Raw genomic sequence first — 20,746 nt, forward strand, 5'->3', positions numbered from 1 at the left:
GATTTCCGTAGCAGGAGTGGGGGAATGAAGGCAGTATCCGGTAGTGTTAATCTCAAGTCTGCACGTACCGTCCCGATGGATTTCTCCAGGGGCACGGTATTCCGGGGTCCCGTCCACGGGACCATCCGATTCTTCCGGGAGCCTTCACTCATCTGCCTGAGCAGCCTGCCGGGCATGTCGAGTCCGCTCCGGAATGGGTGCGGCGTCGTTTCGCGGCGATTCCCCGTGCTTCTCCGTGATTCCCCCGCATCGCACGTTGCATTGATTCCTTCCGCCATGTCGCATCGGCGGAACCACCGCCCGGCCGGCCCGCGCCAAGGGGACCGCAGCCGGACAGCACAACCGGTCGCCGAGCCAGACAGGCCGACGTCCGCTCCAGGGAAGGACCCTTCGTGAGCGACACCACCGATCTGATGGGTGTGAGTGCCGACAGCGCCGGCAAGACCGCCGGTGATGCCACAGCCTCCGCCACGGACGCTCCCGCCGCCTCCGCCGCGCCCCGGCGCCGGCGTTCCGGCACCGGCCTCGACGGCATGGTGCTGGCCGAGTTGCAGCAGGTTGCCTCGGGCCTCGGGATCAGGGGCACCGCGCGGATGCGCAAGAGCCAGCTGATCGAGGTCATCAAGGAGAAGCAGGCCGCCCCCTCGGGCGCCCCCGCCTCCGCCCCCGCGGCGGAGGCCAAGAAGGCCGCCGCGTCCGACCCGGACGACACGAACGGCACGGACAAGCCCAAGCGCCGCACCACCTCGCGGGCGCGTACGGGTGAGGCCGCCGAGGCGCAGCGGCAGCAGCAGATCGACATCCCCGGCCAGGCCGAGGGCTCCGCCGCCACCGCGGACAGCGGCAACGGCGGCGGCAAGAGCGGGCGTACCGCCCCCGCCAAGGACGCCGACACCGCGGGCAAGGACGACAGCTCCGGCGGTGAGCGCCCCGCCAAGCGGGAGCGCGAGCGCCGCGGCAAGAACAGCGGCGGCCAGGGCCAGCAGGGTCAGAACCAGAACCAGCAGGGCCAGAGCCAGGGTCAGGGCGGCGGCCGGGGCAACCGGGACCGCGACCGGGATCGTGACCGTGACGGCGGTGGCCGTGGCGACGGCGGGCGTGACCGCGACCGTGACCGTGACAACCGCGGTGGCGGCGACGACGAGTTCGGCGACGGGCGGCGCGGACGCCGCGGCCGCTACCGTGACCGGCGCGGCCGGCGCGGCGGGCGCGAGGAATCCGGCTTCAACGAGCCGCAGGTCGCCGACGACGATGTGCTGATCCCCGTCGCGGGCATCCTCGACATCCTCGACAACTACGCCTTCGTGCGCACCTCCGGCTACCTGCCCGGGCCCAACGACGTGTACGTCTCCCTCGCCCAGGTCCGCAAGAACGGCCTGCGCAAGGGCGACCACGTCACCGGCGCCGTCCGCCAGCCCCGGGACGGCGAGCGGCGCGAGAAGTTCAACGCGCTGGTGCGGCTGGACTCCGTCAACGGCATGGCCGCCGAACACGGCCGCGCCCGCGCCGAGTTCAACAAGCTGACCCCGCTCTACCCGCAGGACAGGCTGCGCCTTGAGACCGAGCCCAACCAGCTGATCACCCGGATCATCGATCTGATCTCGCCCATCGGCAAGGGTCAGCGCGGTCTGATCGTGGCCCCGCCGCGCACCGGCAAGACCACGATCATGCAGGCGGTGGCCAACGCCATCACCCGCAACAACCCCGAGTGCCATCTGATGGTCGTGCTCGTCGACGAGCGCCCCGAAGAGGTCACCGACATGCAGCGGGCCGTCAAGGGCGAGGTCATCTCCTCGACCTTCGACCGTCCCGCCGAGGACCACACCACCCTCGCCGAGCTCGCCATCGAGCGCGCCAAGCGGCTGGTGGAGCTGGGGCACGACGTGGTGGTGCTGCTCGACAACATCACCCGTCTGGGCCGTGCCTACAACCAGGCGGCGCCCGCCTCCGGCCGCATCCTGTCCGGTGGTGTCGACTCCGCGGCGCTGTACCCGCCGAAGAAGTTCTTCGGCGCGGCCCGCAACATCGAGGACGGCGGCTCGCTGACCATCCTGGCCACCGCGCTGGTCGAGACCGGCTCGCGGATGGACGAGGTGATCTTCGAGGAGTTCAAGGGCACCGGCAACATGGAGCTCAAGCTGGACCGCAGGCTCTCCGACAAGCGGATCTTCCCGGCGGTGGACGTGGACGCGTCCGGCACCCGCAAGGAGGACCTGCTGATGGGCAGCGACGAGCTGGCCATCGTGTGGAAGCTGCGCCGGGTGCTGCACGCCCTGGACTCCCAGTCCGGCGTGGAACTGCTGCTGGACAAGATGAAGCAGACCAAGTCCAACGCAGAGTTCCTGCTCCAGATCCAGAAGACGACCCCGACCCCCAACGGTCAGGACTGACCCGGATCCGGATCCCCCGTGTAAGGGCCGCATCACCCATTGTGGTGATGCGGCCCTCGCCGTATCGGGTGAAACTGGGGCAATGGCGGATGACTCCGCGGATGACGCTCTGCCGCCCGGCGCGTCGGCCCTGACCGCACGTACGCGCCGCGCGCGCCGCAGGCTGCGCGTCGCCGCCCTCACCACCGCCGCGGCGCTCACCTTGACCGCCGCGGCGGGGGTCGCCCTGTACGTGAAGTTCGACGGCAACATCGCGGGCCTCGACATCGACTCCGCACTGGGCGGGGACCGGCCCGAGGACGCCCCGCACGGCTCCCTGGACATCCTCGTCCTGGGCTCGGACTCCCGGGCGGGCGGGAACGGCGTCTACGGCTCCGAGGACGGTGCCCGCGCCGACACCGCGATGATCGTGCACATCAACGAGGAGCACGACGCCGCCACCGTGGTGTCCATCCCCCGGGACACCCTGGTCACCCGCCCCGCCTGCGACCGGGCCGACGGCACCACCGCCCCCGAGGCCCCGCGCACCATGTACAACGAGGCGTACGAGATCGGCGGGCCCGCCTGCGCCGTCAAGACCACCGAGTCGCTGACCGGCATCAGGATGGACCACTACATCGAGATCGACTTCAAGGGCTTCGAGAAGATCATCGACACCCTGGGTGGCGTCGAGATCACCACCCGCGAGGATCTGCGCGACCCCGACAGCCGTCTCGACCTCGCCGCCGGCACCCACACCCTGGACGGGGCGCAGGCCCTGGCCCTGGTCCGCACCCGGCACGCCATCGGCGACGGCAGCGACCTGGGACGCATCCGGCTCCAGCACACCTTCGTCCGCGCCCTGGCCGAACAGGTGGGCAGCATCGGCCTGTTCGGCAACCCGAAGAAGCTGTACGACCTGGCCGACGCCGCGACCTCCTCCCTCACCACCGACTCCGCCCTGGCCTCCGTCTCCGAGCTGACCGGCCTGGCCCGTACCCTCAAGAACATCGGGCCCGACCAGCTGGACATGATCACGCTGCCGATCGCCCACGACGAGCACGATCCCAACCGGGTGGTGCCCCTGTCACCGCAGGGCGAGCGGCTGTGGGAGGCGCTCAGGCGGGACGAGCCGGTGCCGGAGGCGGCCCGCGAGGGCTCCGCGGCCGACCGGCAGCAGCCCGGCGCGGAGGTCACCCCGGGGACGCCTGAGGGCGGGGAATAACGGTCTGGGCACCCTCGTTTTGGACGGAGCGGACAGTGCTGGCAGACTGAACCGCTGGCTCCGGTTCACGGCACGCATCGGGTGTGCCGACCCGGCGCCCTCCAGAACGCAAGGAGAGACCATGAAGCGCGACATTCACCCGGAGTACGTCGAGACCCAGGTCAGCTGTACCTGTGGGGCGTCTTTCACCACCCGCAGCACCATGACCGAGGGCAACATCCGTGCCGACGTCTGCTCCGAGTGCCACCCGTTCTACACCGGCAAGCAGAAGATCCTCGACACCGGTGGCCGTGTGGCCCGCTTCGAGGCGCGCTTCGGCAAGAACGCCGGGGCCGCGAAGAAGTAGCCCCACCCCTGGCGCCGGGCCCGGTCACACCCCCTCGCGGAGGCGGCCGGACCGGCGCCTTTCATGTCCCCGCTCCACCCGCTGTCCCCCGGTCCCATCCTTCTCCCAGGAGTACACGATGTTCGAGGCGGTCGAGGAACTGATCGGCGAGCACGCCGACCTCGAACGGCGGCTCGCCGACCCCGCGGTGCACGCCGATCAGGCCACCGCGCGCAAGCTGAGCAAGCGGTACGCCGAGCTGACGCCGATCATCGCCGCGTACCACTCCTGGAAGCAGTACGGCGAGGACATCGAGACCGCCCGGGAACTCGCCCAGGAGGATCCCGAGTTCGCCGCCGAGGTCAAGGAGCTGACCGCTGCCCGCGAGGCCGTCACCGAACGGCTGCGGCTGCTGCTGGTGCCCCGCGACCCCAGCGACGACAAGGACGTCATCCTGGAGATCAAGGCGGGTGAGGGCGGCGACGAGTCGGCCCTGTTCGCCGGCGATCTGCTGCGCATGTATCTGCGCTACGCCGAGCGCCTGGGCTGGAAGACCGAGCTGATCGACGCCAACGAGTCCGACCTCGGCGGCTACAAGGACGTCTCGGTCGCCGTCAAGACCAAGGGCAACGCCGAGCCCGGCACCGGCGTGTGGGCCCGCCTGAAGTACGAGGGCGGGGTGCACCGCGTGCAGCGGGTGCCCGCCACCGAGTCCCAGGGCCGCATCCACACCTCGGCGGCCGGGGTGCTGGTGCTGCCCGAGGCCGAGGACGTCGAGGTGGAGATCAACCCCAACGAGCTGCGGATCGACGTCTACCGCTCCTCGGGGCCCGGCGGGCAGTCCGTCAACACCACGGACTCCGCGGTGCGCATCACGCACCTGCCCACCGGCATCGTCGTCTCCTGCCAGAACGAGAAGAGCCAGCTGCAGAACAAGGACCAGGCGCTGCGCATCCTGCGCGCCAGGCTGCTGGCCGCCGCCCAGGAGGAGGCCGACAAGGAGGCCTCGGACGCCCGGCGCAGCCAGGTGCGCACCGTGGACCGTTCCGAGCGGGTACGCACCTACAACTTCCCCGAGAACCGCATCTCCGACCACCGCGTGGGCTTCAAGGCGTACAACCTCGACCAGGTCCTGGACGGCGAGCTCGACGCCGTCATCCAGGCCTGCGTCGATGCCGACTCCGCCGCCAAGCTCGCGGCGGCGCAGTGATCGTAGGGTGGGGATCGTGACGTCATCATCCGGGTCATCCGCCACCGGGCCTTCCTCGTACCCCCGTTCCCTGCTGCTCGCCGAGGTGGCCCGCGCCACCCAGCGGCTGGCGGACGCCGGGGTGCCCTCACCACGCTTCGACGCCGAGGAACTGGCGGCGTACGTGCACGGCACCGAGCGTCCCCGGCTGCACCTGGTCGCGGACGCCGAGTTCGACGCCCGCTACTGGGAGGCGATCGCCCGCCGCGAGGCGCGCGAGCCGCTCCAGCACATCACCGGGCGGGCGTTCTTCCGGTACCTGGAACTCCAGGTGGGGCCCGGGGTGTTCGTGCCGCGTCCGGAGACCGAGTCGGTGGTGGGCTGGGCGATAGACGCGGTACGGGCCATGGATGTCGCCGAGCCGCTGATCGTCGATCTGTGCACCGGTTCCGGCGCGATCGCGCTGGCGCTGGCGCAGGAGGTGCCGCGCTCCCGGGTGCACGGCGTGGAGCTGGACGAACGGGCCCTGCAGTACGCGCGGCGCAACGCCGAGGGGTCCCGGGTCGTCCTGCACCAGGGGGACGCCCTGAGCGCCCTGCCGCAGCTCGGCGGGCAGGTCGATCTGGTGATCTCCAACCCTCCCTACATCCCGCTCACCGAGTGGGAGCACGTGGCGCCCGAGGCGCGCGACCACGACCCGCAGCTGGCGCTGTTCTCCGGCGAGGACGGCCTGGACACCATCAGGGGCCTGGAGCGCACCGCGCACCGGCTGCTGCGGCCGGGCGGCATCGTGGTCATCGAGCACGCCGACAGCCAGGGCGGTCAGGTGCCGTGGATCTTCACCGAGGACCGCGGCTGGGCGGACGCCGCCGACCATCCCGATCTCAACAACAGGCCGCGGTTCGCCACCGCCCGCAGGGTCAATCGATGACCGAGGAGGACGTTCACTGATGGCACGGCGATACGACTGCACGGACGTGGTCGACCGCAAGCACGGGCTGCGCGAGGCGGCGTCCGCCGTACGGCGCGGCGATCTCGTCGTCCTGCCGACGGACACGGTGTACGGCATCGGCGCGGACGCGTTCAGCACCACCGCGGTGGGCGATCTGCTGGAGGCCAAGGGCCGTGGCCGCGGGGTGCCCTCCCCGGTGCTGGTCGGCTCCCCGAACACGCTGCACGGCCTGGTCACGGACTTCTCCGAGCAGGCGTGGGAGCTGGTGGACGCCTTCTGGCCGGGCGCGCTGACCATCGTGGCCCGCCACCAGCCGTCCCTCACCTGGGACCTGGGGGAGACCCGCGGGACCGTGGCGGTGCGGATGCCGCTGCACCCGGTCGCCCTCGAACTGCTCAAGGACTTCGGCCCGATGGCGGTCTCCTCCGCCAATCTCACCGGCCACCCCGCGCCCCAGAACTGCGACGCCGCCCAGGAGATGCTGGGCGACTCGGTCGCGGTCTACCTGGACGGCGGCCCGACGCCCGACATCGTGCCCTCGTCGATCATCGATGTCACCCGGCCGGTTCCCCGGCTGCTGCGCGCCGGTGCGGTGAGCGAGGAGGAACTGCGCAAAGTCGTGCCCGACCTGGAGATCTCCCATTGACCGCGCTTGCGGACAGTGGCATACGGCAGCCGGAGCCGACCGAGCCGGCCGGCGGGGTCCGCCCGGTCTTCCGGATACTGCATGTCAGTACGGGGAATGTGTGCCGCTCACCGATCACCGAACGCCTCACCCGGCAGGCGCTCGACCAGCGCCTGGGCGGGTTCGGCGACGCCTTGGTGGTGGAGAGCGCGGGCACGTGGGGGCACGAGGGTGCCCCGATGGAGGAGCACGCCGCGCAGGTGCTGTCCGAGTACGGGGCGGACGCCGCGGGGTTCTTCGGCCGTGAGCTGCTGGACGAACACGTCATCCACGCCGATCTGGTGCTGACCGCCACCCGTGATCACCGGCAGCAGGTGATCGCCATGGGGCACTCGGCGGGCCTGCGGACCTTCACGCTCAAGGAGTTCACCCGGCTGGTGCGGGCGATCGACGTCAGCACGCTGCCCGCCGGGGGTTCGCCGGAGGCGCTGGTGCACCGTGCGCGCGCGCTGTCCAGCGCGGCGGCGGCGCTGCGCGGCTGGCTGCTGGCGCCGACGGCGGAGGCGGACGAGGTGCAGGATCCTTATGGCGCCCCGATCCCGTACTTCCGTAGCATCGGCGAGGAGATCCGGGCCGCGCTGGATCCGGTGGTCACCGCGCTGACCGGGGTCCCGGCTCCGTAGGGGGTGCCCTGAGCGCCTGAGGAGGTCAGCGGGCATGAGAAGGTATGGCGCTGAGGACCGGCGAGACTTCTGGGGCAGCCTGTGCGTGAATATCTCCTGACGCTCTGTGTCGCGGCTGCGGTCACGTATCTGCTGACCGGACCGGTACGGAAGTTCGCCATCGCGGCGGGGGCGATGCCCGAGGTGCGCGCCCGTGACGTGCACCGGGAGCCGACGCCGCGGCTCGGCGGCATCGCGATGTTCGGCGGGCTGTGCGCGGGGCTGCTGGTGGCCTCCCAGCTCTCCAACACCTCCGAGGTGTTCCGGCTGTCGGACGAGCCGCGGGCGTTGCTGTCCGCGGCGGCGCTGATCTGGCTGCTGGGGGTGCTGGACGACAAGTGGGGCGTGGACGCCCTGGTCAAGCTGGGCGTGCAGATGGTCGCGGCCGGCGTGATGGTCCTGCAGGGGCTGACGATCCTGTGGCTGCCGGTGCCGGGCGTCGGGGTGGTGGCGCTGACCCCGTTGCAGGGCACGCTGCTGACCGTGGCGCTGGTGGTGGTGACCATCAACGCGGTGAACTTCGTGGACGGCCTGGACGGTCTCGCGGCGGGCATGGTGTGCATCGCGGCGGCGGCGTTCTTCCTGTACGCCTACCGGGTCTGGTACGGCTACGCGATCGAGGCGGCGGCGCCCGCCACGCTGTTCGCGGCGGTGCTGATGGGCATGTGCCTGGGCTTCCTGCCGCACAATCTCCATCCGGCGCGGATCTTCATGGGCGACTCCGGGTCGATGCTGCTGGGGCTGATCCTGGCGGCCGGCGCGGTCTCCATCACCGGCCAGGTGGACCCGGACGCGATGAAGCTGTTCACCGGCTCGGTGCGCGGCGCGGTCCACGAGATGGTTCCGGTCTACATTCCGCTGCTGCTGCCGCTGACGATCATCGCGGTGCCGTTCGCGGACCTGGTGCTGGCGATCGTGCGCCGCACCTGGAACGGGCATTCGCCGTTCGCCGCCGACCGGGGGCATCTGCACCACCGGCTGCTGGAGATCGGCCACTCGCACCGCCGCGCGGTGCTGGTCATGTACTTCTGGTCGGGCCTGATCGCCTTCGGTGTGGTGGGGTTCTCGGTGCAGGGGGTCGGCGCGTGGATCGTGCCGGGTGTGGTGGGGCTGAGCGCGCTCGGGCTGATCGTGCTGCTGCTGCCCCGGTTCCCGCTCAAGCCGCCCGCGCGGTGGCGGCGTCCGGAGCCGGCGGGTGCCCTCTCACCGGCCCCCCGGGGTGGCGAGGGCGACGCCGGTGCCGCGGTGGGGGGTCCCCAGGCGCCGGGCACGGAACCGGCCGGCGAGGGCTCCGCGGTGGCCACGGCGACCCGTGAGCACGGTCTCAACGGGGCCACCGCGGTGGGCGAGCGGCAGCGTTTCGCGCTGCGCCGCAAGATCGATACCAGGTTTTGACCCAACACAGACGTGGTCAAGTGACGGGCGCCCGATTCACCCACTTGTGTGAGGCCCTACACACGAAATGAGTAAAGACCTCATCAAAAAGTTTGTGATAGCGTTCACGAGTACTCGGCCCGAGCACTCCGTGTCCGGGACGGGTCGTTCGCTCACTCGTCAATGACGACAGTCCCTGAAGCCCCCGCCGGAGAACATTTCCATGCAGTCCAACGACGCCCGGATACTCCGAGGCGCCGCGGTTCCCACTGCCGTGGCCGGAGTGCTGGCCACCGCGACAGGAGCCTTTCTCTCCGGGGCGGAGGGCGCGTACAGCGTCGCCCTGGGGGTCTTCATCGCCGCCGCCTTCTTCGCTCTGGGGCTGCTGGCCCTGGGCTATGTCAACCACCGCTGGCCCGAGTTGTTCTTCGGCGCCGCCATGGTGATATACACCTCGCAGATGGGCGTGCTGTTCGTGGTGCTCATACTGCTCCGGGACGCGGCCTTCCTGCACGGGCGGGCCTTCGCGGCGGGAGTGCTGGTCGGAACGGCCGTGTGGCTGGCCGGGCAGGTGCGCGCGCACATGAATCTCAAGATCCTTTACGTGGTACCGGAATCCTCCTCGTCGTCATCCGGCGGTCCGATGTGATCTCCGGTGCCGTACGGCAGTCCGGTCAAACCGGGGGCGGCATACGGGCTGTCATCGTGGACTGCTATCGTCCCTCGCCGAGAGCTGAGTGGATCGCGGTGTACCGGCTGTGCGGGACAGCCGAGCACTTCGCCCTGAATCCCGCCGGACCGCGCGGACCCCGCCGGACCGGTCTCTCTCCCGTCCCCACCAGTCCAGTGCCGTCCTGTGGCCTGCGGTCACGCCGACACACCGAGGTTGCCGTATCCATGCGTCACGCCGAAGGAGCTCACGGTGATGAATGACCAGGTGCTCGCCTTCGAGACCGACTGTCACCTTTTCCAGGAATGCGGCTTCCCCGCTCCGTCCGTGTGGTCGTTCATCTTCGATCCGCTCTTCAGCGTCGGGCCGATCGATTTCAACAAGGCCATGCTGCTCGCGCTGCTCGGCACCGTGGCGATCCTCTCCTTCTTCTGGGCGGCCTTCGCCCGGCCGAAGGTCGTGCCCGGCAAGCTGCAGATGGTGGCGGAGGCGGGCTACGACTTCGTCCGCAAGGGCGTCGCCCGCGAGATCATGGGCAAGAAGGGCGAGCCGTACGTTCCGCTGCTGGTCTCGCTGTTCTTCTTCGTCTGGGTCATGAACCTGTGGGCGGTCGTGCCGCTCGCGCAGTTCCCGGTGACCTCGGCCATCGCGTTCCCCGCCGGTCTCGCCGTCGTGGTGTGGGTCACCTACATGACGGTGACCTTCAAGACGAACGGTTTCGTCGGCGGCCTGCGCAATCTGTGTGTGCCCAGTGGGCTGCCCAAGGGGATCTACGTGATCCTCACGCCCATTGAGTTCATCTCCAACGTCTTTCTGCGGCCCTTCACGATGGCGGTCCGGCTCTTCGCGAACATGTTCGCGGGCCACCTGCTGCTGCTGCTGTTCATCATCGGCACCTGGTACACGCTGGGCACCGTCGTCGGCACGTTCTACTCGATCACGTCGTTCGCCCTGGCGCTGGTCCTCACGGTCTTCGAGATGTTCATCCAGGCCCTGCAGGCCTACGTGTTCGTCGTGCTGACCGCCACCTACCTCTCCCAGGCGCTCGAAGAAGCGCACTGAGAGCACACAGACCCTCACGACCGACCGCATGACACCGGTGGACACACCTCCGCCGGCCCACCACAGAGAAGGAACCAACGGACATGTCCGCAGCTTTCGACACCCTCGCCGCCGTCAACGGCAACATCAACACCATCGGCTTCGGTATCGCGGCGATCGGCCCCGGTGTCGGCGTCGGTATCGTCTTCGGTAACGGTGTCCAGGCGATCGCCCGCCAGCCCGAGGCCGCCGGCCTCATCCGGCAGAACATGCTGCTGGGCTTCGCCGTCATCGAGGCGCTGGCGCTGATGGGCTTCGTGCTGGCGTTCGCCCTCAGCTGAGCGTCCCATCGAAGCCCTTACCGACGAGAGGTCCACAATCATGATCAACATGGCTGCCGAGGGGCCCCAGAGCCCCTTGCTGCCGGTGTGGCCCGAGGTCTTCATCGGACTGTTCTGCTTCGGCATCATCTTCTTCGCCTTCTACAAGAAGCTCCTCCCCTCCATCAACAAGGTGCTGGACGAGCGTCGCGAGGCGATTGAAGGCGGCATGGAGAAGGCCGAGGCCACCCAGGCCGAGGCCCGCCAGACGCTGGAGAGCTACAAGGAGCAGCTGGCCGAGGCGCGTCACGACGCCGCCCGGCTGCGCCAGGAGGCCAAGGAGCAGGGCGCCGCGCTCATCGCCGAGATGCGCGAGGAGGGCCAGCGCCAGCGCGAGGAGATCATCGCCGCGGGTCACGCCCAGATCGCGGCGGACCGCAAGCAGGCCTCCGAACTGCTGCGCCAGGACGTCGGACGGCTCGCGACCGAGCTGGCCGGCCGGCTGGTCGGCGAGGCGCTGGAGGACAACGCCCGGCAGAGCCGTACCATCGACCGCTTCCTGGAGGAGCTGGAGGGCAAGGCCGCCGCGGCTCCCTCCGGTGACGCCGCCGGAGCCGCGCGGTGATCGGCGCCAGCCGGGAGGCCCTGGAGGGCGGCCGGGAGCGGCTGAACGTACTGACCGACAGTACGGCCACCGATCCCGCCGCCCTGGCCGAAGACCTGGCCGCCGTCACCGTGCTGCTGAACCGCGAGGTCTCCCTGCGCCGTGTCCTCACCGACCCGGCCCAGCCGGGCGAGGGCAAGGCCGACCTGGTGACCCGCCTGCTGAGCGGTCAGGTCGGCGGGCCCACCGTCGACCTGGTGTCCGGCCTGGTGCGGTCCCGCTGGTCCGCCTCCCGGGACCTGGTGGACGCGGTCGAGGAGCTGGCGGACTCCGCCGACCTCATCGCGGCCGACCGGGCGGGCACCCTGGACACGGTCGAGGACGAGCTCTTCCGGTTCAGCCGGATCCTGTCCGGCTCCCCGGAGCTGCGCGCCGCGATCGGCACGAAGGACGAGCGGTCCCTCACGGCCAAGAAGGAGCTGGTGCGCCGGCTGCTGGGCGGCCGGGCCGACCAGGTCACCGAGCGGCTGATCATCCGCCTCGTGGAACATCCGCGGGGACGTAGCCTGGACCAGGGGCTGGAGGCGCTGTACACGCTCGCCGCCGCCCGCCGCAACCGTTCGGTCGCGGTCGTCACCTCGGCGGTGCCGCTGAGCGACGCCCAGCGGGACCGGCTCGGCCGGGCGCTGGCGAAGCTCTACGGACGCGAGGTCCAGCTGAACCTCGACGTCGACCCGGCGGTCCTCGGCGGGATCTCGATCCGGATCGGGGACGAGGCCATCCAGGGCACCGTCGCCGACCGTCTGGACGAGGTCACCCGGCGGCTGGGCGGCTGACTCCGCCGCGGGCGCCCCGCGCCCGTGGCACACCACCAACTCAAGAAGCATGACGAGCGGCCCGAGTTGGGCCGTAGCGCACGAACTTACGGGCCCAACAAGGAGAGCAGGGAACCCAGATGGCGGAGCTCACGATCCGGCCGGATGAGATCCGGAGCGCACTGGAGGATTTCGTCCAGTCGTACACCCCGGACGCGGCCTCGCGGGAAGAGATCGGGACGGTCAGCGTTGCCGGTGACGGCATCGCGAAGGTCGAGGGCCTCCCCTCGGCCATGGCGAACGAACTGCTGGAGTTCGAGGACGGCACCCTCGGCCTCGCCCTCAACCTTGAGGAGCGGGAGATCGGCGCCGTCGTCCTCGGCGAGTTCAGTGGCATCGAGGAGGGCCAGCCGGTGCGCCGCACCGGTGAGGTGCTCTCCGTCGCCGTCGGCGAGGGCTACCTGGGCCGGGTCGTCGACCCGCTGGGCAACGCCATCGACGGCCTCGGCGAGATCGAGACCTCGGGCCGCCGTGCCCTGGAACTGCGGGCGCCCGACGTCATGCAGCGCAAGTCGGTGCACGAGCCCATGGAGACCGGCTACAAGGCCGTCGACACCATGACCCCGATCGGCCGTGGCCAGCGTCAGCTGATCATCGGCGACCGGCAGACCGGCAAGACCGCTCTGGCGATCGACACGATCATCAACCAGCGCGACAACTGGCGCTCGGGCGACCCGAAGAAGCAGGTCCGCTGCATCTACGTCGCTATCGGCCAGAAGGGCTCCACCATCGCGTCCGTGCGCGGCGCCCTGGAGGAGGCCGGCGCGCTGGAGTACACGACGATCGTCGCCGCTCCCGCGTCCGACCCGGCCGGCTTCAAGTACATCGCCCCCTACACCGGCTCGGCCATCGGCCAGCACTGGATGTACGAGGGCAAGCACGTCCTGATCATCTTCGACGACCTGTCGAAGCAGGCCGACGCCTACCGCGCCGTGTCGCTGCTGCTGCGCCGCCCGCCGGGGCGCGAGGCGTACCCCGGTGACGTCTTCTACCTGCACTCCCGGCTGCTGGAGCGCTGCGCCAAGCTGTCCGACGAGATGGGCTCCGGCTCCATGACCGGCCTGCCCATCGTGGAGACCAAGGCGAACGACGTGTCGGCGTTCATCCCGACCAACGTCATCTCCATCACCGACGGCCAGTGCTTCCTGGAGTCCGACCTGTTCAACGCGGGCCAGCGGCCCGCGCTGAACGTGGGTATCTCCGTCTCCCGTGTCGGTGGCTCCGCGCAGCACAAGGCGATCCGCCAGGTCACCGGCTCCCTCCGCGTCGACCTCGCGCAGTACCGCGAGCTGGAGGCGTTCGCCGCCTTCGGTTCCGATCTGGACGCGGCCTCCAAGGCAGCCCTGGAGCGCGGTAAGCGCATGGTCGAGCTGATCAAGCAGGAGCAGTACAACCCGTACCCGACGGAGCACCAGGTTGTCTCCATCTGGGCCGGCACCAACGGTCTGATGGACGACATCCCGGTGGAGGACATCCGCCGTTTCGAGCGTGAGCTGCTGGACTGGCTCGGCCGCGAGAAGAAGGATCTGCTGACCTCCATCCGTGAGGGCGGCAAGATGAGCAAGGACACGCTCCAGGCGATCGCCGGCGCCGTGTCCACCTTCAAGCAGCAGTTCGAGACCTCGGGCGGCAAGCTGCTGGGCGAGGGCTGATCATGGGCGCTCAGATTCGTGTCCTCAAGCGCCGGATCAAGTCCGTCACCGCCACCAAGAAGATCACCCGGGCGATGGAGATGATCGCCGCCTCGCGCATCGTCAAGGCGCAGCGCAAGGTGGCGGCGTCCGCGCCGTACGCCGACGAGCTGACCAACGCGGTCACCGCCGTGGCGCACAGCTCGGACGTCAAGCACCCGCTGACGACCGAGGTGGAGCGCCCGCGCCGGGCCGCGGTCCTGCTGATCACCAGCGACCGCGGTCTGGCAGGCGGATACTCCTCGAATGCCATCAAGGCCGGGGAGCATCTGACCAGCGAACTGGTGAGTGAGGGCAAGGAGGTCGACACGTACATCGTCGGCCGCAAGGGTGTGGCGTACTACGGATTCCGGGAGCGGGCCATCACCGACTCCTGGACCGGCTTCACCGACAGCCCGACGTACGCCGACGCCAAGATGATCGCGGAGCCGCTCATCGAGGCCATCGAGCGGGACACCGACAAGGGTGGGGTCGACGAGCTGCACATCGTCTTCACCGAGTTCGTGTCGATGATGACGCAGACCCCCGTCGAGCGGCGGATGCTTCCGCTGACCTTCGAGAAGTCTGCGGAGGAGTCCGCGGCGGTCTTCGCCAAGGGCGCGCAGGCGCACGCCCTGTACGACTTCGAGCCCACGGCCGAGAAGGTGCTTGACGCCCTTCTCCCGCGGTACGTCGAGAGCCGTATCTACAACGCCCTCCTCCAGGCCGCCGCGTCCAAGCACGCGGCGACCCGGCGGGCGATGAAGTCGGCGACCGACAACGCGGAGGAGCTCATCAAGTCGCTGTCGCGGCTTGCCAACGCGGCCCGTCAGGCCGAAATCACCCAGGAAATCACCGAGATCGTCGGTGGCGCGAGCGCCTTGGCCGACGCGACCGCGGGAAGTGACCGATAATCATGACTACTGCTGCTGAGGCGGCCCCCCAGCAGGCCGCAGCCACGGGTCGGGTCGCACGGGTCATCGGCCCGGTCGTCGACGTGGAGTTCCCCGTCGACGCGATTCCTGACATCTACAACGCGCTGACCGTCGAGGTCGAGGACCCCGCGATCAAGGGCACCACCAACACCCTCACCCTCGAGGTCGCCCAGCACCTCGGTGAGGGCATGGTGCGCACCATCGCGCTCGGCCCGGCCGACGGTCTGGTCCGCCAGTCCCCGGTGACCGACACCGGCAAGGGCATCACCGTGCCCGTCGGTGAGGTCACCAAGGGCCGGGTGTTCAACACCCTGGGCCAGATCCTGAACGAGCCCGAGGCCGAGGCCGAGGTCACCGACCGGTGGGAGATCCACCGCAAGGCGCCGGCGTTCGACCAGCTCGAGTCGAAGACCGAGATGTTCGAGACGGGCCTGAAGGTCGTCGACCTGCTGACCCCGTACGTCAAGGGCGGCAAGATCGGTCTGTTCGGTGGTGCCGGTGTCGGCAAGACCGTGCTGATCCAGGAAATGATCATGCGTGTGGCGAAGCTGCACGAGGGTGTTTCCGTGTTCGCCGGTGTCGGTGAGCGTACCCGTGAGGGCAACGACCTCATCGAGGAGATGGCCGACTCGGGCGTGCTGCCGCAGACCGCGCTGGTCTTCGGTCAGATGGACGAGCCGCCGGGGACCCGGCTGCGGGTCGCGCTGGCCGGTCTGACCATGGCGGAGTACTTCCGCGATGTGCAGAAGCAGGACGTGCTGTTCTTCATCGACAACATCTTCCGCTTCACCCAGGCCGGTTCCGAGGTGTCCACCCTGCTGGGCCGGATGCCTTCGGCCGTGGGTTACCAGCCGAACCTGGCGGACGAGATGGGTGTGCTCCAGGAGCGCATCACCTCGACCCGTGGTCACTCCATCACCTCGATGCAGGCGATCTACGTGCCCGCGGACGACTTGACGGACCCGGCGCCGGCCACCACCTTCGCCCACCTGGACGCCACCACGGTGCTGTCCCGGCCCATTTCCGAGAAGGGCATCTACCCGGCGGTGGACCCGCTGGACTCGACGTCCCGGATTCTGGACCCGCGCTACATCTCGCAGGACCACTACGACACCGCCATGCGGGTCAAGGGGATCCTCCAGAAGTACAAGGACCTCCAGGACATCATCGCCATTCTCGGTATGGACGAGCTGGGCGAGGAGGACAAGCTCACGGTCAGCCGCGCGCGGCGGATCGAGCGCTTCCTGTCGCAGAACACCCACGCGGCGAAGCAGTTCACCGGCATGGACGGGTCGGACGTCTCGCTGGACGAGTCGATCGCCGCGTTCAACGGCATCGCCGACGGTGACTACGACCACTTCCCCGAGCAGGCGTTCTTCATGTGCGGTGGTCTGGACGACCTGAAGGCGAAGGCCAAGGAGCTGGGCGTCTCCTGATTGGTACGCCCGTGGTGCGCACGGAGGCGGGGGGTGCCCCCGCCTCCGGTGCACCGGCCATCTATTCTTCACATATCCAGGGGATGAGGAGCCATCGTGGCTGAGCTGCACGTCGAGTTGGTCGCCGCGGACCGCAAGGTCTGGTCGGGCGAGGCCAGCCTGGTCGTCGCGCGCACCACTTCGGGTGACATCGGGATCATGCCCGGGCATCAGCCGGTGCTCAGTGTGCTGCAAACGGGCCCGGTGACCATCCGTACCACGGGTGAGAGCGGGACCGGCACGATCGTCGCGGCGGTGCACGGCGGATTCCTGTCGTACACCGACGGTAAGCTGTCGCTGCTGGCGGAGATCGCCGAGCTTGCGGACGAGATCGACGTCGAGCGTGCGGAGCGTGCCCTGGAGCAGGCCAAGGCGGACGCGGACGCCGCCGCCGAACGGCGCGCGGATGTCCGGTTGCGCGCCGTCGCGGCGGGGCGCTGATCCGCACGACGGACACACAACGGGGCGAGGAGGTCGGTTGAGATGGTCCTCGCGTTGGTTGTGGTCGGCGCCGTGCTGGCGCTGGTTGTGCTGGGACTGCTCGGTTTCGGGGTGCGCAGGCGGCTGATTCAGCGGCTGGGCGGCACCTTCGACTGTTCGGCGCGCTTCCGGGCGCCGAAACCGGGCCAGTCCCTGGGCAAGGGCTGGATTTATGGGGTCGCACGCTACAACGGAGACCGGGTCGAGTGGTTCCGGGTCTTCTCGTACGCGGTGCGGCCCCGTCGTGCTCTGCAGCGCGACCGCATCCAGGTGCGGGAGCGGCGCGAGCCGCAGGGCGAGGAGGAGCTGGCGCTGCTGTCCGGCGCCGTGGTGCTCTCCTGCCGGCACGACGGGGACGATGTCGAGCTGGCGATGAGCGAGGACGCGCTGACCGGCTTCCTCGCCTGGCTGGAGGCGGCACCGCCCGGCCAGCGGGTGAACGTGGCCTAGAAACGGCACGAGCGGCCGGGGAACGGAGATCCGTTCCCCGGCCGCTTTTGTGCGCGTGCCCTGCCGGTGGGTCAGTTCAGGCCGGTGTGGATGGCGTCTACCAGCGCGCCGTCCGCGGAGTCACCGGAGAACTCCCAGAAGAACGCGCCGCCCAGGCCCTGGTCCTTGGCCCAGCCCATCTTGTCGGTGACGGTCTGCGGGGTGTCGTAGCTCCACCACTGGCTGCCGCAGTGCGCGTACGCGGTGCCGGCGACCGTACCGGTGGCGGGGCAGTTGGCGGCGAGCACCTTGTAGTCCTCGATGCCGGCCTCGTAGGTGCCGGGTGCGGCGCCGGTGGCGGTGCCGCCGGGCGCCGCCTGGCTCACGCCGGTCCAGCCGCGGCCGTAGAAGCCGATGCCCAGCAGCAGTTTCTCGCTGGGCACGCCCTCCGCCTTGAGCTTGGTGATGGCGGCGGCGCTGTTGAAGCCGTCCTGCGGGATGCCGTCATAGCTCTCCAGCGGGGAGTGCGGGGCGGTGGGTCCGCTCGCCTCCCAGGCGCCGAAGAAGTCGTAGGTCATGACGGCCAGGTAGTCGGCGTACTCGGCGCCGGTGGCGTAGTCGGCGGCGTCGATCTTGCCGCCGTCGGAGGCGTCCGCGGTGATGGCGGCGGTGACCAGCTGGTCGCCGAAGACGCCGCGGAAGGTCCGCATCATGTCGCCGAAGGCGGTCGGGCCGCTGGTGTCGCAGCTGTCACCGCAGGCGTTGGGGTACTCCCAGTCCAGGTCGATGCCGTCGAAGACACCTTCCCAGCGGGGGTCGTTGACCAGGTTGTAGCAGGACTGGGCGAACCGCTCGGGGTTCTGCATGGCCTCGCCGAAGCCCTTGGACCAGGTCCAGCCGCCGAAGGACCACAGCACCTTGAGATCCGGGTTGATCTCCTTGAGCTGGCGCAACTGGTTGAAGTTGCCGCGCAGCGCGCCGGTCTCCCAGGTGTCCGCCTCGCCGGAGACGGATTCGGCGGCGCTGTAGGCGCGGTCGTAGGCGGCGTAGGAGTCGCCGATCGTACATTCGCCGTTCTGCACGTTGCCGAAGGCGTAGTTGATGTGGGTGATCTTGTCGGCCGAGCCGGAGTCCACGATGTTCTTGACGTGGTAGTTGCGGTTGTAGACGCCCCACTCGGCGAAGTAGCCGAGCTTGACGTCACCGGCCGCGGTGGTGGCGGCGACGGGGGTGGGGGTCTTGTCCTCCTCCGCCTGGGAGGTGGAGGCGAAGGCCAGCATGCCTCCCAGGGGGAGGGTGAGCGCCGCCGTGACGGCGACGACCTTGCGCTTGGTGCTGTTCAGGGTGCGGTGTAGCCCCTTGCTCACGGGTCGCTCCTTGGTCGCGGAGAGGTGGGGGGAACTGAGCAGGGAGCGTAGAGAGGTCTGGACCAGTGGTCAATGGGGTCCGTACCAAGGAAAGTCTGGCTTGCGGTGCCCTTAAGTCTGCGTTGAGGACGGCCGGTCGGGGGCGGCCGGGTGAATCCCGGACTCCTGCGCGAGCACCGCGGCCTGCACCCGGCTGCGCAGTCCGAGCTTGCCCAGCAGCCGGCTGACATGGGTCTTCACGGTGGCCTCCGCCATCGCCAGCTCGCCGGCGATCTGGGCGTTGGAGCGTCCGGCGCCGAGCTGGGCGAGCACCTCGCGCTCGCGGGGAGTGAGCGAGGCGAGCGCCGCCGGGTCCACCGAGGACACCGCCGGGGCCCGCGAGGAACGGGCGAACTCCCTGATCAGGCGCCGGGTGACGGCCGGCGCGATCATGCCCTCGCCCGCCCGCACGGTGCGCACCGCCTCGATCAGCGTGGCGGCGTCGCTGTCCTTGAGCAGAAAACCCGCCGCGCCGGCCCGCAGCGCGCCGAAGACGTACGCGTCGAGGTCGAAGGTGGTGAGCACCAGCACGTCCGAGGTGCCCTCGGCGGTGATCTCCCGGGTCGCCGACACCCCGTCCAGGCGCGGCATCTGGATGTCCATCAGCACCACGTCGGGGCGCAGTTCGCGGGCCAGGCGGACGGCCTCCACACCGTCCGGCGCCTCACCGACCACCTCGATGTCGGGGGCGGAACGCAGGATGAGGACGAGGCCCAGGCGGACGGCTGCCTGGTCCTCGGCGATGACGACCCGGATGGTCACGCGGTGGTGGTCCCTTCGGTGAGCGGAAGACGGGCCAGCACCTGCCAGCGGTCACCCTCGCCGTGCGGGCCCGCGCTGAACGTACCGCCCAGCAGGGCCACCCGTTCCCGCATCCCGGTCAGCCCGGCACCCGAACCCGGCGCCCGGGGGCGGGAGGTGTCGTGGCCCGCGGCGGCGTTCGGGCTGGTGACACACACCGTCAGGGACTGTGCGTCGTCCTGGTCGAGCCGGACCCGGACCTCGCCGGGCGTGGCGTGCTTGAGCGCGTTGGTGAGCGACTCCTGGACGATACGGTACGCGGCCAGGTCCACCGGCGCGGGTGGCCGGGGGAGGTCCGCCCGCCGGTCCTCCGCCGTGATGCGCAGCCGGCCGGCGGCGCTGCGGGCGGCGCGGGCGATCAGCGCGTCCAGCGAGTCGAGTCCGGGCAGCGCCTCGGGGGCCGCGTCCGGATCGTCCGCCCGCAGGATGCCGATCAGCCGGCGCATCTCGGCCAGGCCCTGGGTGCTGTTCTCCCGGATGATCGTCAGCGCGTCGCGTCCGGCGTCCGGATCGTCCAGGGTGAGGGCGGCGGTGGAGTGGATGGCGATGGCCGAGAGGTGGTTGGCGACCACGTCGTGCAGTTCACGGGCCATCCGGGCGCGTTCGTCGGTGACGGCCTGCACCCGGTCCATCTCGGCCAGCAGCGCGGTCTGTTCGGCCCGCAGCCGGGCGTGGGCCGCGCTCTCGCGGTGGCCGCGGACGATGGCGGCGGTCCAGGCGGGGGTGGCGGTGACCGCGGCGGCCAGCACCCCCAGTGCCAGCGCCTGCGGGTCGCGCAGCCAGGCCAGGGCGCCCACCGTGACGGCGACGGTGAGGGCGACGCTGCCGCGCAGCACCGCCCGGCTCAGCCGCGGGCCGCCGTACAGCACGGCGGCGTACACCACGTCCGTGAACATCAGCAGCACCGCCAGCAGCCCGCCGGTCAGCGAGTCCCACAGCACGGCGGCGGTGCCGATGCCCAGACACCACCCGGGGGCGCCGCGGCGCAGCAGCTCCGCGCCGCACATGGCGAGCAGCCCGATCAGCGCCACCGGCGAGTACGGGCCGACGCTGACCACCGAGAAGACGTCGTACCGCACCCCGGTCAGCCCACCGGCCAGGCCGACGAGGGCGATACCGATGTCGTAGCGGTGCGGACGGATCAGCGGCAGGGGCATGGAACCATCACAGCACGCCCGGTGTCCCGCATCAGGTGTGGTCGGCGCCGCAATCCGGCACACCGCGGCAACGCGCGTGTTCCGGGCCGGGCTCGCGGCCTC

At 70.0% G+C, this 20,746-nt stretch carries 21 protein-coding genes; 18 read left to right on the forward strand and 3 right to left on the reverse strand.

Going from position 1 to position 20,746, the window contains the following annotated elements; all coding sequences use genetic code 11:
• Window positions 1–392 precede the first annotated feature (392 nt).
• The 18 genes from rho (at window position 393) to SXIM_RS20530 (ending at window position 17,301) form a co-directional block, all read left to right on the forward strand.
• Window positions 393–2,390: a transcription termination factor Rho gene (gene rho, locus SXIM_RS20445; RefSeq protein WP_030733570.1), complete on the forward strand. Its 1,998-nt coding sequence runs from the start codon at window positions 393–395 to the stop codon at window positions 2,388–2,390.
• 82 nt (window positions 2,391–2,472) lie between these two features.
• Window positions 2,473–3,594, forward strand: a complete 1,122-nt coding sequence (locus SXIM_RS20450; protein WP_046724834.1) for an LCP family protein — start codon at window positions 2,473–2,475, stop codon at window positions 3,592–3,594.
• 121 nt (window positions 3,595–3,715) lie between these two features.
• Window positions 3,716–3,940: a 50S ribosomal protein L31 gene (rpmE, locus tag SXIM_RS20455; RefSeq protein ID WP_030733572.1), complete on the forward strand. Its 225-nt coding sequence runs from the start codon at window positions 3,716–3,718 to the stop codon at window positions 3,938–3,940.
• A 118-nt stretch (window positions 3,941–4,058) separates the two neighbouring features.
• The gene (gene prfA, locus SXIM_RS20460; RefSeq protein WP_030733574.1) at window positions 4,059–5,129 is read left to right on the forward strand and encodes a peptide chain release factor 1; all 1,071 of its coding nucleotides are present in this window, start codon (window positions 4,059–4,061) and stop codon (window positions 5,127–5,129) included.
• Window positions 5,130–5,145: 16 nt separating this feature from the next.
• Window positions 5,146–6,039 carry a peptide chain release factor N(5)-glutamine methyltransferase gene (prmC, locus tag SXIM_RS20465; RefSeq protein WP_046725812.1) on the forward strand — a complete coding sequence of 298 codons (894 nt, stop codon included), beginning with the start codon at window positions 5,146–5,148 and terminating at the stop codon, window positions 6,037–6,039.
• A 19-nt stretch (window positions 6,040–6,058) separates the two neighbouring features.
• Window positions 6,059–6,706, forward strand: a complete 648-nt coding sequence (locus SXIM_RS20470; RefSeq protein ID WP_030733576.1) for an L-threonylcarbamoyladenylate synthase — start codon at window positions 6,059–6,061, stop codon at window positions 6,704–6,706.
• On the forward strand, window positions 6,703–7,368 hold the full coding sequence (locus SXIM_RS20475; protein WP_030733577.1) for an arsenate reductase/protein-tyrosine-phosphatase family protein: 666 nt from the start codon (window positions 6,703–6,705) through the stop codon (window positions 7,366–7,368). Before SXIM_RS20470 ends, SXIM_RS20475 begins: the two co-directional genes overlap by 4 nt.
• Before the next feature lie 69 nt (window positions 7,369–7,437).
• Window positions 7,438–8,802, forward strand: coding sequence for an MraY family glycosyltransferase (locus SXIM_RS20480; RefSeq protein ID WP_107047027.1), 1,365 nt, complete (start codon window positions 7,438–7,440; stop codon window positions 8,800–8,802).
• Window positions 8,803–9,004: 202 nt separating this feature from the next.
• Entirely contained in the window at window positions 9,005–9,430 is a 426-nt protein-coding gene (locus SXIM_RS20485) for a Cg1360 family ATP-synthase-associated protein (RefSeq protein WP_030733580.1), read from the forward strand.
• Between the two features lie 276 nt (window positions 9,431–9,706).
• Window positions 9,707–10,513, forward strand: a complete 807-nt coding sequence (atpB, locus tag SXIM_RS20490; RefSeq protein WP_030733581.1) for a F0F1 ATP synthase subunit A — start codon at window positions 9,707–9,709, stop codon at window positions 10,511–10,513.
• 83 nt (window positions 10,514–10,596) lie between these two features.
• Window positions 10,597–10,833 (forward strand): ATP synthase F0 subunit C, encoded by a 237-nt coding sequence (gene atpE, locus SXIM_RS20495; protein WP_019435880.1) that lies wholly within the window; start codon window positions 10,597–10,599, stop codon window positions 10,831–10,833.
• A gap of 40 nt (window positions 10,834–10,873) precedes the next feature.
• On the forward strand, window positions 10,874–11,437 hold the full coding sequence (locus SXIM_RS20500; protein ID WP_030733583.1) for a F0F1 ATP synthase subunit B: 564 nt from the start codon (window positions 10,874–10,876) through the stop codon (window positions 11,435–11,437).
• The gene (locus tag SXIM_RS20505) at window positions 11,434–12,252 is read left to right on the forward strand and encodes a F0F1 ATP synthase subunit delta (RefSeq protein ID WP_030733584.1); all 819 of its coding nucleotides are present in this window, start codon (window positions 11,434–11,436) and stop codon (window positions 12,250–12,252) included. Before SXIM_RS20500 ends, SXIM_RS20505 begins: the two co-directional genes overlap by 4 nt.
• A gap of 119 nt (window positions 12,253–12,371) precedes the next feature.
• Window positions 12,372–13,943: a F0F1 ATP synthase subunit alpha gene (gene atpA / locus SXIM_RS20510; protein WP_046724835.1), complete on the forward strand. Its 1,572-nt coding sequence runs from the start codon at window positions 12,372–12,374 to the stop codon at window positions 13,941–13,943.
• A gap of 2 nt (window positions 13,944–13,945) precedes the next feature.
• Entirely contained in the window at window positions 13,946–14,875 is a 930-nt protein-coding gene (locus SXIM_RS20515; protein WP_030733587.1) for a F0F1 ATP synthase subunit gamma, read from the forward strand.
• A 2-nt stretch (window positions 14,876–14,877) separates the two neighbouring features.
• Window positions 14,878–16,332 (forward strand): F0F1 ATP synthase subunit beta, encoded by a 1,455-nt coding sequence (gene atpD, locus SXIM_RS20520; protein ID WP_030733588.1) that lies wholly within the window; start codon window positions 14,878–14,880, stop codon window positions 16,330–16,332.
• Window positions 16,333–16,428: 96 nt separating this feature from the next.
• Window positions 16,429–16,812, forward strand: coding sequence for a F0F1 ATP synthase subunit epsilon (locus SXIM_RS20525; RefSeq protein WP_030733589.1), 384 nt, complete (start codon window positions 16,429–16,431; stop codon window positions 16,810–16,812).
• A 42-nt stretch (window positions 16,813–16,854) separates the two neighbouring features.
• On the forward strand, window positions 16,855–17,301 hold the full coding sequence (locus SXIM_RS20530) for a DUF2550 domain-containing protein (RefSeq protein ID WP_030733591.1): 447 nt from the start codon (window positions 16,855–16,857) through the stop codon (window positions 17,299–17,301).
• Window positions 17,302–17,372: 71 nt separating this feature from the next.
• Here SXIM_RS20530 and SXIM_RS20535 read toward each other — a convergent pair whose 3' ends face one another.
• From SXIM_RS20535 to SXIM_RS20545, 3 genes are all read right to left on the reverse strand, one after another.
• Window positions 17,373–18,647, reverse strand: coding sequence for a glycoside hydrolase family 18 protein (locus SXIM_RS20535; protein ID WP_484422089.1), 1,275 nt, complete (start codon window positions 18,645–18,647; stop codon window positions 17,373–17,375).
• A 111-nt stretch (window positions 18,648–18,758) separates the two neighbouring features.
• Entirely contained in the window at window positions 18,759–19,448 is a 690-nt protein-coding gene (locus SXIM_RS20540) for a response regulator (protein ID WP_030733593.1), read from the reverse strand.
• Window positions 19,445–20,644, reverse strand: a complete 1,200-nt coding sequence (locus SXIM_RS20545) for a sensor histidine kinase (protein ID WP_030733594.1) — start codon at window positions 20,642–20,644, stop codon at window positions 19,445–19,447. Before SXIM_RS20545 ends, SXIM_RS20540 begins: the two co-directional genes overlap by 4 nt.
• Between the last annotated feature and the right edge of the window lie 102 nt (window positions 20,645–20,746).

The sequence above is a fragment of the Streptomyces xiamenensis genome, assembly GCF_000993785.3.
Classification (GTDB): Bacteria; Actinomycetota; Actinomycetes; order Streptomycetales; family Streptomycetaceae; genus Streptomyces; species Streptomyces xiamenensis.

Excerpts from the sequence above, each read along its gene's own strand:
- rpmE (WP_030733572.1), top strand. The coding sequence starts at position 3,716 with ATGAAGCGCGACATTCACCCGGAGTACGTCGAGACCCAGGTCAGCTGT.
- atpB (WP_030733581.1), top strand. The coding sequence starts at position 9,707 with ATGAATGACCAGGTGCTCGCCTTCGAGACCGACTGTCACCTTTTCCAG.
- SXIM_RS20450 (WP_046724834.1), top strand. The coding sequence starts at position 2,473 with ATGGCGGATGACTCCGCGGATGACGCTCTGCCGCCCGGCGCGTCGGCC.
- SXIM_RS20545 (WP_030733594.1), bottom strand. The coding sequence starts at position 20,644 with ATGCCCCTGCCGCTGATCCGTCCGCACCGCTACGACATCGGTATCGCC.
- SXIM_RS20515 (WP_030733587.1), top strand. The coding sequence starts at position 13,946 with ATGGGCGCTCAGATTCGTGTCCTCAAGCGCCGGATCAAGTCCGTCACC.
- SXIM_RS20470 (WP_030733576.1), top strand. The coding sequence starts at position 6,059 with ATGGCACGGCGATACGACTGCACGGACGTGGTCGACCGCAAGCACGGG.
- SXIM_RS20485 (WP_030733580.1), top strand. The coding sequence starts at position 9,005 with ATGCAGTCCAACGACGCCCGGATACTCCGAGGCGCCGCGGTTCCCACT.
- SXIM_RS20530 (WP_030733591.1), top strand. The coding sequence starts at position 16,855 with ATGGTCCTCGCGTTGGTTGTGGTCGGCGCCGTGCTGGCGCTGGTTGTG.
- atpA (WP_046724835.1), top strand. The coding sequence starts at position 12,372 with ATGGCGGAGCTCACGATCCGGCCGGATGAGATCCGGAGCGCACTGGAG.
- atpD (WP_030733588.1), top strand. The coding sequence starts at position 14,878 with ATGACTACTGCTGCTGAGGCGGCCCCCCAGCAGGCCGCAGCCACGGGT.
- prfA (WP_030733574.1), top strand. The coding sequence starts at position 4,059 with ATGTTCGAGGCGGTCGAGGAACTGATCGGCGAGCACGCCGACCTCGAA.
- SXIM_RS20500 (WP_030733583.1), top strand. The coding sequence starts at position 10,874 with ATGATCAACATGGCTGCCGAGGGGCCCCAGAGCCCCTTGCTGCCGGTG.
- atpE (WP_019435880.1), top strand. The coding sequence starts at position 10,597 with ATGTCCGCAGCTTTCGACACCCTCGCCGCCGTCAACGGCAACATCAAC.